The organism is Cryobacterium sp. PH31-L1, assembly GCF_030063145.1.
GTDB lineage: Bacteria > Actinomycetota > Actinomycetes > Actinomycetales > Microbacteriaceae > Cryobacterium.
Map to the genome: position 1 here is coordinate 1 of NZ_JASISM010000018.1, position 10,809 is coordinate 10,809.

A 10,809-nucleotide genomic window follows, 5' to 3' on the forward strand; every position below is an offset into this window, starting at 1 on the left:
TATGACTATCGTCGCGCACGGCGATCAAAGACGGGCTGGACATGGTGATGATTCCTGATTCTCGCCCTACGTCACACGGCGGACTTGCTCTTAGCTACTGGCCTCACCCAACCCTGACACGTAGGGCAACGCCGGCAAGGACCTAGGTGGCTGCCCGCGACTCATAACCGACACCCAATTCTCTACGCACGCCGAACTCAGAGCCCGCGATATCGGTTGCACGCGATCTTGGGAATGTCTCGAGCTACCTTCTATCGCCGATCAAGTGCTTTGATAGCGCTCCGTGGGCCGTCCTCTGGCGAGACTCTTGAGAGGGACGGTGGCGACGAGTGAACAATGAAGGCCGCGTAAGAGCGCCAAATCCACATGTCTGATGTCCCGAGTATTGTTCGCAACATGGAACTTGTAGACGGACTACCCCCGAGCGTGGCCAGTATTGCCGTGTTTCTGGCCACTAAAGCCAAGGCGTACAACAATCACCTGAAGTGGAACGAGCAGGCCATGTTCAAAGCGGACCTGATGAACGTACGGCATCGTTGGCGGACAGTCGATTCGTTCGCTTTTAGCTCGAAGTGTCTCTCAGAGGGTATGCGAAATGAGGATGTCGAGTTACTGGTCGGCTGGCTAGCGAAGGCCCAAGCTGGGCGGCGGCTCGTGCCCTCGAAGTCATACCGCAAGTTCCGCTTCAATCCTCCACCCGAAGAAACAGTGTTTCCCGCCTATAGCAATGACAGGTGGTGATGAAGTGCGCATGGGTCGCGGTTTAGATCGTGTCGGTCGAGCCCACCATAGTTGTCCTACGAAGCAAGACAGCGAATTCGCCTGGGGTAAAGGATTCGCGCACCGTGAGCGTTTTTACCACCAGCTCGCTGAGATATGCCAGATCGATCTGTGCGAATCAACATGATCAATCTGTTCCCGCCGGGCATACTCGGTATTGACGTGCCCCGTTGCGACTGCGACCAATGCATCCGCGGCGTCGAAGCGACTTCACCGTCCACGCGTACGTCGGCAAGTCGTGTTCCCGGGCTAGTCGTCGATCATTTCGGTGAGCGGATGCGGACCGGTAAGTACGGTCACCGGCTGACCCGATCCACCTATGCGTTACCCAACAAAACGCCGTCAAGCTACGACAATCGTTCTAATTACTCGCCTCGGCAGTGGGAAACCGATGGTTGGGTTTACGAGGACGAGGATCACACACGTTACTCCGACGCGTTCTGCGCGCAACAACGTGACGAGGCGCTGATCAACTTCGACTTGAACATGGAATTCTTTTCGCAGATCCCACCAGCTGATTTCGAAGCTGCTCTGACCAAAATGCTGCAGAAGAACAAGCAGCTGCGGCCAGTGAGCGATCTGAAAGATTGGACAGGGGATGGAGGATTGTACGTGATGGTCTTCGATGAGTATCGGCAGGTCTACGTGGGTCAGTCCGGGAACATTCGTGCACGCATCAAGAAACATTGGAGTGGCACGAAAGCGTTCGATCGGTTGCTCTGTGGGTCCCCGGAAGAATCGGTGCTGTCTATCGACTCGTTCCGATGCCTCGACACCACTCGTATCTTTGCTGCGCGCACAACCCGTGTTGACGTTCTCGAACGGAGAATCCTCAGCACGCTACCAAAGGAATACGTCCTCAATCGTGTCAACGGTGGGAGGCCCGACGGGCTGCGGCTGATGCTCTTGGGCCTTGAGACTAATCGCCGGCGGCTACTGCCGGAATGTTTGCCATCGATAGAGACCTAATTCTTCTCCGCACGCACACAACCGCGGTGTTGCGGCTCGATCACTCGTCGTCCACCGAATTTCACTTTGACTGGCGCCGATTACCCGGCGGCAGAAATGAACAAAGGCGTCGGCCGACGTCCTCGCCGTTCTCACCGTTCTCACCGTTCTCACCGTTCTCACCGTGAAGGTTCCGACCACCGGGGTCTTGAGGAGGCCGGTGACCTGACACTGAAGGATTTCACAAGATTCCGCAATCTGTTCAGGCAGTTCTCGGACACATGTTCTCCCATCCTGACAGCCGTCCGAGGCCTGATAATTGGCTCATGCTTTCGACCCTTGCATTCCGCAAATGTGCACCGTCCGAATCACCGTCGCCGAGCCATCTAGTCAGTAAGTAGGCCCGATGTCGACAGAACAGCTGGTCCAGGTTGAACCGGACTACGGGAACGAGTTCGTGCCGCGGCCGTTCAGCCTCACGCCGGATGAGCTGGCTGAGCTCCCTGTAACCGTAGCGAGGGACCCCACACAGGTGGTTGTTTGGGTGAGATACCCAGCCGTTGCCGAGCGGGTGCGCGGTGTGGCCCTTGCTTGGACGCAGCGCGCTGTCTACGTCGAGTGGGAAGCTCGGGGCATCCATCGAGTGTGGGTGTGGGCCTCAGCTGTGGAGCGCGCGGCCGACGATGCAGCTGGTGCTGCTGTGGTCTCTGAGTCCCCTCGAGCAAGCGCGATATCAGCGCTCGGCACGGAACCCTTGGTTCAGCTCGTCAACGAAGAGCTCGCGCTCATCGGCGCTGAATTTGTGCGTTCGATGTCGAAGCCCACGGGACCATTCAGCTCGGTGGTGTTCGGGACGATCGACGGCCATTCTGTGCATCTGGACTTCCTCACCGACCCGGCGACCGATATGTGCGCTGGTGAGCAGGGAGATTGGGGCTCTTCCCGGGCAGAGCGCAGCTCCTACATTCGAGGAAGCGATCCAGGCTTACCCATGGGCGGTGGCGGTAGACGCACTCGAGCTGGGTCAGTCATCCGGGTGACGCTCGCCCCGGAGCAAGCCAGCGGGAGGCCCCAAATGGGTATGCAACTCTTGTTGATCGCCCCGCGGTTTACTTGCGGGTGGCGCTCCCCGTGTGTCGGGCGAAGACCGTCTTGAAGGAGACCTTGCTGGTGTAGGAGATGGAGCCGTATCGGAAGAGGCGGGCGGCGACTTGCAGCACGAGCGCGGCAAGGAGGAAGAGTTCGATGATGACGATGGCTGCTTCCCAGCCGGAGAGGGAGCCGAACGCGTTGCGCAGCATCGCGGTGATCGGCGCCGAGTACGGGAAATACGTGAAAATCTGGACGACGGGACCGTGCGGGTCGGACAGGACTAAGGACAGCGCGTAGAGCGGAACGATCATGAGCACGATCAGTCCGGAGAACCAGCTGCCAGCATCTTTCGCAGTCGGCATGACAGCGCCGATCGCGACGAGGGTGCCGGTGAACAAGGCGAACCCGCCGATGGCTAGGAGGGCTCCGACGATCATCTGCCCGGGTTCAACCGTCAAACTCGACAGGTCCAACTCCGGAATGTTCAACGATGTGCGGAAGAACACATACGCGACCAGGACGGGCAGCAGGAACACGAGGACTTGAACGAAGCCGACGACGAAGAGGGAGATGACCTTCCCGCTGATCAACACGGTGGGGTTCAACGTCGTCAGGATCATCTCCGTCACCCGGTTCTCTTTCTCCTCTAGCGTGCTGGTGAGCATCTGGTTGGAGAGGAGAGTGAAGACCAGGAAGAAGATCACGACGAAGATCAGCGGAGGGATCATACCCAAGAACCCGTCCGCTTCAACACCGTCGGTGTAGGTCGTCGCGGTGATGGGCACGTTGCCTTGCGCCAACGCCGTCAGGGCGGGGTCTCCGATGCGATCTTGAGCGCTGGTGATCAATACTTGCGTGGCGAGGCCGTTGTAAGCACCATTACCGAACAAGCCCTTGTCGACGCCGTACACGTGAACCGGGGTCTCGGCGGGGTCGGCCGGGTACACAAAGTGGGCTTCTTCCTTCCCGGATTTCACGGCGGCGATTGCGGCTGTGTCGTCGGTGACTGCGGTGCCACCCAGCTTGGTGGCCACGGCAGGGTCCACATATCCTGAGGCGTCGCTGTAGGTGAAGGCCAGTTTGGTGTCCGCTTGACGCGCGGCCGTGTCCGCTGCGGTCATGTTTCCGAGGACCACGAGGGCCAAAACGATGCCGATCGCGATGGGCACCAGCAGGGTGATGAACCAGAAGCGTTTCTTGCCCAGTGTTCGGGATACTTCGAACGCGAGGACGGTGCGGAGGTTGTGCTGGGCCATCTCAGGCACCCACCATTTCGTTCTGCGCGCCATAGACCGTGACGAAGATTTCCTCCAGGGAGAGTTTGCTGGTGGTGAAGCTGCGCACCAAGACCCCGGCCTGGACCAGGTCGCGCAGGATCAGCGCCTCGTCGACCGTGTCGGTTAGGGTGAGTTCGGCATAGTTGCGGTCGCGAATGCTGACCTCGTAGTGCGGCGACGCCGGGATCTCCCCCGAATAGCTGACCCGTATCATCGTTCCGCCGTACTGGTTTTGTACCTCGGAGATCGTCCCGTACGCTTCGGCGCGACCGTCCTTGAGCAGGATGACTCGGTCGCAGAGGCGCTCGACTTCTTCCATCTGGTGGGTGACCATCAGCACCGTGGCGCCGGCGCGTTTCTGCTCCTCGATGATGTCCATCAGCAGGCGCCGATTGACCGGGTCGAAGCCCTTGGTCGGCTCATCCAGGATCAGTAGCTCTGGGTCGTTCATGATCGTCACTCCGAGCTGCACTTTCTGCTGCTGCCCGCCGGAGAGCTTATCCACCCGCGACTTCGCCTTGTCACCCAAACCCACCCGCTCCAAGTAGGTCATCGACCAGGCCGATGCGGCATTCTTGCTGAGGCCCTTGAGCTGGCCGAAGTAGGTCATCACGGTGAGGACAGATTCCTTCTTGTAGAGCCCTCGCTCCTCCGGCAGATACCCCAAGCGGCTGCCCGCTTCCGGCGTGAACGGCCGACCGTCCACGTGAAGAACCCCCGCGGTTGGAGCGTAAATCCCTAACAGCGCTCGAAGCGTTGTCGTCTTTCCCGAACCGTTAGACCCGAGAAAACCGAAGGTCTCGCCCCGCCGCACATCAAACGAGAGGTCCTCGACGACCGTGGTACCCCCGAAATCCATCCGAAAGTTCTGAACATGGACGAGGGATTCAGTGTTGGGCACCATGCCCACACTCTATCGAGGAGGCCCAGCCGCCCATCCGTGCCCGAACTGGTGCCCGGCCCGACTACGCGTCACTGTCCTGCCGGCTACGCCACGGACTTTCTCGGGCGTTCGGTTCCTCTGCCCATTCCCGGTGAGGGGACACCGGTTCGTGAGCTGACCTACACACATTTCACGGTCCTCTTGGACCCGTCACGACGCCTAGCCGTCGTGACGGGCGTCAATATGGACGGCGACCAACTCGTCGACCTCGCTCGCGGCGACGACTGGCATCTGGACGCGCGCGACCGGAAAAGCCGTACGCCGGGAGTGACCTCGATCGTGGACATCTCGTGCGAAGCCGTGGTCTCTGCGCCCACCGCGCTGACAGAGGGAACAAGAGGCACACCACGGCCAACGCTTCCAGCCTGGGTCGTACTAATGCGCCGGCCCCCTAGTAGCGCTGAACGGGACTGCACAACAAGTGATAGCCCCGTGCAACGAACATGGCAGCCAGAGGACGGGCGCAGTCGCGGCAGAGAGCGACACCAGGGCGATTGGCATCGACGACAGGCAGCGTAGGAGGAACATACGGACGGCGCACAGAACTACGTGCACTTTCTCTGAGGTTTCCTGATGCGGACCGTACGGATGCTGCTCGCGTTGCACTCTCTCTGGCCGCCCTAGATTGCGCCTCAGACGCACGCCGAGCCTTGGGCGTTCGCTTAGTTGCGGTTGTGTAACGCACCCGGGCCGCGCCTATCGAGTAACGCTTCTTCTTGACCTTCATACAGAGCAGGTACCCTGCAGCCACGAGAACATCAAACCACTCACGAACGATCGCTTTCGTTTCAGACTCGTGTAGATCTTGCACTGTTAGGTGCGCAGCGCATTCACCAGGCGATACCCCTGAGAGAATAGACCGATCCTCGATGAATTGCGCAAATAATGTCGCTTGCCACTGCTGCCGCGGAAACGGGAGCCCTGGCTCTCCTGTCGTGACGACGTCCAGAATGGCTGGCCAGTGTCCTTCGAACTCGTCGAGTATCCGCGCGCGGAGGTCCGAGATCAACCAGGCTGGCTCAAGCAGGAGAGCCTTGGCATCCATGGCCGCCCGACGAGCTTGCGCTCGATCCAGGGCCGCCTGCTTGTCCGCAGCGATGACCGCGTCCGCAGCCATCATGACTCGCCGCGCCGCAGCACGAGATGCTTCCTCTTCGGCTTGAGAGAGTCTCTGTGCGGCCTGTAGCTCTAGCCTCAGCGCTTCTATCTCGGCCCGATTCTTTTCCAACAGCTGGAGCCGATCGCTGGTCACGCCCGCTAGGCATAACTTCAGGCGCGCAAGATCCTCAACACTGAACTGGCCGGGCGTGCACGTGGCGGGTATCTCGAACTGACGCTCGCCTAGAACGACCTGCTCGACGGCGGTGCCGATCTGCGCGGTCACAGGATTGAACCAGAGCAGAGGCAGCCCGGCACCGATGACCGCGGCATGAGTCGGATTGATGACCACGAGATTGTCACTCGCCCGCCGATCAGCCGCTCTGCCCACCACGGTGCGTGCGTGAGCCTGTCGAAGCTGCGCGCCGTGGTGACCGAACAGCCACACATCGACGATGCCCATTGACTGATACGAGTCGTGGCGCTCCTGCCACTGAGCAGGAGTAAGAGCCGAGTACTGAATCTCAAAAGCCATTCGACTCCCGTCCGACGCTGTGATCATCACGTCAGCTCGGCGATCACCTGCGATCTCTTCCTTCTGCACCGTGAAGCTTGGATACAGCCCGCGCAACCAAACAGCTATGCGCTCGCACGCCTGCATATGGAACAGACTCTCGGGCGCATGGCCGCCAACGGCGTCACCACCGCCGTAGTGTTTGAAGCCGTCCCGCCCTCGCGAACGGCTGACAGTGGTGATCGCCGGACTCGGGCAATCGCGAACAGGGCAACGCAGGTCCTCCTTCGCCCAAGCCCGCAACTCTTTCGCTTCACCATCAGGAAGCAGAAAGAGGTCACCAGCAACAAGACGGCGCCCGTAGACCAGGCGCGTCTCACCATTCTGAAAATCAGCAAGAACGCCTGATATATGAGCCATACGTGCAGGCTACCGAGAACCACCGACAGCGCAGATGCACTGTCTCGCACCCAATCGCACTGAGCCAGAATCTGACCCGCACCTAGCCAGGAACCGCGCCTGGACACCACGCCAAAATGGGACCTTTGACATGAGACAACTGAATTTTGTTAAGTCTTTCTGGGCAAACAGGGCGCGCCAATGCCAAACACAAGTCAGAATATCCGGCAGGGACTAGGGCCACGCCAGCACAGATTCATGAACATGTTTGGGAGACAGGCAATTAGTAACCTTCAGAGACCGCAGGCTCGGAGAACTTTCGTTGAGTAGATGCGAGCGTGCAAATTCCGTTTCGTAACGACGAATCGAGGTAATCATGGATCTAGCTGGCTTGGCAGCGCTTCTGACTGTTGCCCTTGGCTTTGTGACGGCAATCTTTGCAATTCTCCAAGATAGATCGCGGCTGCGCACGCTGGAACGCTTAGTGACGCTGAACGTCACGATGGAACCCGGGGATGGGAGGAACTCTGTGCGGGACTTGGAGAACATTTTCGCAGCTCGGCTTCTCAGGCGGAACAGCCGACCTTTGCCTGTCAAGCTGACGGCGTCGACCTTGGTCCTTGGGATCGTCGGATCACTCCTCGTGATTCAGGAGGATAACAGCTTCGTGTTTGATGTGTTTTTGCGCCTGGGCATGCAGCTAGAAACAATCAACGTGGTGCGCAGTCTTCTGTGGGGCTCCGGCCTTGTCGTCTTGCTGGGGGCCATCGGCGCCTTCATTACGTTGGGCGTACTGGGCGCCGATAAGGCGTTCACACGGCTCCGCCGAAAGCTCGGTCGATGGCGTCTTGACGGGGCAAAAAGCGGCGCAGGCGCGGAATCCGTTTTAGAGGGTTGAGACCGAAACTCACCTATCTCCGCGGAACATCGGGGCCTTTCGACCGGGCTTTGGGCTACTGACGGCCACCTGTTAACGCCGACCGAAAATAGGGCCAGTATCGCCGATTGAAAACAGCGCCACCAAAAATCGATCATGGAGTTGATCTTCGTCAACAGCAAGCAAATAGAGCAAGGCCTCTTCGCCGAGATGTTCGTAAATCAATCGTTCAGTTGCTTCAGCCATCTGCTCCTATTTCTCACTGCAAGGTCACCACAACAACGGCTTTACGTTGCGCAACCAACAACACCATCGGCACATGCGTCCAGGCGTCGGGTATCGACCAGCCCCCTAACGCCGGCGAACATCCCCAAGCATACAAAGAGGCCACCATGGGACTGTCTCTTAGACGGTGTTTCCGGACTGACGCGCTGGACTTAGGTCTGGCGGGAAAGGTGCCGTGATGACGACACTTGATGCTGTGACGAATAAGACGAAATCTGAACCCACCCGTGAGGCGGTGGCGGCGCAGGATTGGGTGCGCCTGGCTAAAAGGAGCAGGGCCTGACGCTGGACGGTCCTAATGGACTGCTGGGCCAGTTCACCAAAACCTTCCTTGAGACCGCGCTGAACGACGAAATGACCGAGCACCTCGGCCATGAGAAGAACCGTGCCCGGGCGAACGCGACGACACCAACGTGCGCAACGGAACCCTTAACGACACTTCTTGCTGTCCACTCACCAAGCGGCAGTGCGATAGCTTCAGAACGTGGCTGACGACTTGATTTCTCGACCGCGTCCCGTTTACGTCCTGGGTGCTGGTTTCTCAAAGGCGATTCATGAAAATATGCCGATCACCGATCAGCTAGGACGCCAGATCAAGGAGCGACTCCCGACTGGATTCGACATGTCGGGCATTGAAGCGGGTGGTTTCGAGGACTGGCTCACCCTGCGCCTCAGCGAGCTTCCTTTTCTCGAGGGACACGTGAACAAGATGCGGCGGGCTGAAGCGGAGCGAGTGATCGCGGAAATCGCAGGCATTCTCGATGACCACGTTGCCGAGGCGTCGGCGACCAGCTGCCCGCTCTGGCTACAACAACTAATCTTGCTCTGGCACAGTGAGCGAGCAATCGTCATCACATTCAACTACGACACGCTCCTCGAGCAAGCGATTAATTTGGTTCGACCCGTGATCAACGGATCCCCGCTGGCAACGACGGTATACGCCGACCAAATCGTATTCCCCGCGCCGCCTGGCCCCCCGGCCGAGTACATGATCGACACGGCGAGTCACAACTCTCAATCCTTTCAAATCCTGAAGCTTCACGGCTCCCTGAATTGGTACTGGGCGGTGGGGGATCCGACTGGGTCGACACTGGTGCGTATGCGGGAAAAGCGCGTACTCGGCAGTGTGCCGCTCACCATCGATTATGACTTCGCTGGCGCGAAGACATTGGACCGATACCTCATTCCACCGGTGACCGCGAAAGACGGGTACTACAACTCTTACCTATCGCATGCGCTCTGGCGGAGCGCTAGCGACTCAATTCGGATCGCACCACGCATAACGCTGATGGGCTATTCGATGCCAGCCAATGACCGCGTGACTGTTGAGCTCATCAATCAATCCAACGCAACCTTTGAGATCGTGGATCTCGACCCGGGAAGCCCAGAAGATCCGAGGACTCTCGCCGGCCGAATTGCGCGACTCGGACCTGTCGATTCGACTACCGGTGGCGCGACGGCCATTTCTGATTTCGTCAGCAAGAAGCTCAAATCGACTGCTTCTGCCCTCTCATCAGCAACAGTGGTTGCTGATAGTGGACGCGAAGGTGACAATGTCGTCTTGGCAGTTCCATCCCGCCGCGGTGTCAGCTTCTATTGCCTCTACGAGGACCAAGACGAAGCAATTCAGACATACCAGATCGACCCCTCTCTAGCGCGAGGCTCGAGTTCCCCGCTGAACGAGATTGCCTACAATCAGATGCCTCGTGCCAAACAGTCTGTAGATCTGGGTGATTTCTTCAACCGACGCAAGCTGCGCGCCCGTCTGGAGTCAAGCGGGCCCTTGGTGATTAATGCAAGTGACGGTCAACTCGTTGCTGTGAGCGCTGTGGAGATGACCGTGGAGCGATGGAAGATGATTCGCCTTTGCGCCGCGCCACTGGGGTAGACCGCGCCGTGGTCGAAAGCCACGCTGCGTGCGTTAGCCAGACGGTCAGCGACGCAGATCGAGTGCGAAAGTCGCCATCCCAGGGTGGACCTGATCGAGTGTCACACGGGGACGGCCCCCACGACAGATCTAGGCCTGATCAACGCAACTGCGCTGAGACCGTGTCAGAGGGGAACGGCTTGCGGGACGGTTCGACCGTGGTGTGTTGCGGGAACCTCGTCGATCTGATCCCGCGGAACTTACTGGGAATGCGGCGCCGCAGCGCAGATCACCGCGTTCCTGGCCCTTGTCGAGCCTTCTGATGCCCTGTCGCTCGTGCCCGTCTATGCGCTTTTGCCCGTGTTAGCTTCGACTGCTCCTACGTGCCACTGTGGAAGCCACGCCGGGACACGATGGGTTTTGCTTGATGTGACCGCGAATACGAGCGCCCTCGATTCGATCAGATGCCAGGATATGAAGGCGAGCAGAAGGGTAAACGCGAATACGAGAATGAGATTCAACGCGAGTGACACGTGTCCGAAGTAATGGAGGACGAGTTGCTGCACGGGGAACGCCCAGAGGTAGATTCCATATGAAAGGTCTGTCTCGCCCCGGGTTTAATGGAGGTTCTTGATCACCCGGAAAGGTTGAGAATCATGCCAGCACTGAAGAAGTATCCGCCGGAGTTGAAGGAGCGAGCGGTGCGCCTGCTGCTTGCCGCTCGTGAAG

Annotated in this window: 8 protein-coding genes and 1 pseudogene; 5 read left to right on the plus strand and 4 right to left on the minus strand. The window is 59.0% G+C overall.

Going from position 1 to position 10,809, the window contains the following annotated elements; genetic code table 11:
* The first annotated feature begins 396 nt into the window (after positions 1–396).
* Both QMF22_RS17115 and QMF22_RS17120 read left to right on the plus strand, forming a co-directional pair.
* The gene (locus tag QMF22_RS17115) at positions 397–741 is read left to right on the plus strand and encodes a hypothetical protein (protein ID WP_283455860.1); all 345 of its coding nucleotides are present in this window, start codon (positions 397–399) and stop codon (positions 739–741) included.
* 162 nt (positions 742–903) lie between these two features.
* Complete coding sequence (locus tag QMF22_RS17120) at positions 904–1,749, plus strand: GIY-YIG nuclease family protein (RefSeq protein ID WP_283455861.1); 846 nt, start codon at positions 904–906, stop codon at positions 1,747–1,749.
* A 1,088-nt stretch (positions 1,750–2,837) separates the two neighbouring features.
* Here the strand turns inward: QMF22_RS17120 and QMF22_RS17125 are convergent.
* The 3 genes from QMF22_RS17125 to QMF22_RS17140 form a co-directional block, all read right to left on the minus strand.
* A complete protein-coding gene (locus QMF22_RS17125) occupies positions 2,838–4,076 on the minus strand; it encodes an ABC transporter permease (RefSeq protein WP_283455862.1) in 1,239 nt (412 codons plus the stop codon).
* Position 4,077: 1 nt separating this feature from the next.
* Positions 4,078–5,001, minus strand: a complete 924-nt coding sequence (locus tag QMF22_RS17130) for an ABC transporter ATP-binding protein (RefSeq protein ID WP_283455867.1) — start codon at positions 4,999–5,001, stop codon at positions 4,078–4,080.
* A gap of 430 nt (positions 5,002–5,431) precedes the next feature.
* Positions 5,432–7,072, minus strand: a complete 1,641-nt coding sequence (locus tag QMF22_RS17140; protein WP_283455863.1) for a competence protein CoiA family protein — start codon at positions 7,070–7,072, stop codon at positions 5,432–5,434.
* A gap of 355 nt (positions 7,073–7,427) precedes the next feature.
* Between QMF22_RS17140 and QMF22_RS17145 the strand changes: the two genes are divergently transcribed.
* Positions 7,428–7,949 carry a hypothetical protein gene (locus QMF22_RS17145; RefSeq protein WP_283455864.1) on the plus strand — a complete coding sequence of 174 codons (522 nt, stop codon included), beginning with the start codon at positions 7,428–7,430 and terminating at the stop codon, positions 7,947–7,949.
* A 72-nt stretch (positions 7,950–8,021) separates the two neighbouring features.
* On the opposite strand, the gene QMF22_RS17150 is transcribed toward QMF22_RS17145, so the two are convergent.
* Positions 8,022–8,174: a hypothetical protein gene (locus QMF22_RS17150; RefSeq protein WP_283455865.1), complete on the minus strand. Its 153-nt coding sequence runs from the start codon at positions 8,172–8,174 to the stop codon at positions 8,022–8,024.
* Between the two features lie 235 nt (positions 8,175–8,409).
* Between QMF22_RS17150 and QMF22_RS17155 the strand changes: the two are divergent.
* Both QMF22_RS17155 and QMF22_RS17160 read left to right on the plus strand, forming a co-directional pair.
* Positions 8,410–8,653: pseudogene (locus QMF22_RS17155) on the plus strand (transposase); the annotation flags it as partial.
* Positions 8,654–8,697: 44 nt separating this feature from the next.
* Positions 8,698–10,101 (plus strand): SIR2 family protein, encoded by a 1,404-nt coding sequence (locus QMF22_RS17160; RefSeq protein WP_283455866.1) that lies wholly within the window; start codon positions 8,698–8,700, stop codon positions 10,099–10,101.
* Positions 10,102–10,809 lie beyond the last annotated feature (708 nt).

Excerpts from the sequence above, each read along its gene's own strand:
- QMF22_RS17150 (WP_283455865.1), bottom strand. The coding sequence starts at position 8,174 with ATGGCTGAAGCAACTGAACGATTGATTTACGAACATCTCGGCGAAGAG.
- QMF22_RS17125 (WP_283455862.1), bottom strand. The coding sequence starts at position 4,076 with ATGGCCCAGCACAACCTCCGCACCGTCCTCGCGTTCGAAGTATCCCGA.
- QMF22_RS17130 (WP_283455867.1), bottom strand. The coding sequence starts at position 5,001 with ATGGTGCCCAACACTGAATCCCTCGTCCATGTTCAGAACTTTCGGATG.
- QMF22_RS17145 (WP_283455864.1), top strand. The coding sequence starts at position 7,428 with ATGGATCTAGCTGGCTTGGCAGCGCTTCTGACTGTTGCCCTTGGCTTT.
- QMF22_RS17115 (WP_283455860.1), top strand. The coding sequence starts at position 397 with ATGGAACTTGTAGACGGACTACCCCCGAGCGTGGCCAGTATTGCCGTG.
- QMF22_RS17120 (WP_283455861.1), top strand. The coding sequence starts at position 904 with ATGATCAATCTGTTCCCGCCGGGCATACTCGGTATTGACGTGCCCCGT.
- QMF22_RS17140 (WP_283455863.1), bottom strand. The coding sequence starts at position 7,072 with ATGGCTCATATATCAGGCGTTCTTGCTGATTTTCAGAATGGTGAGACG.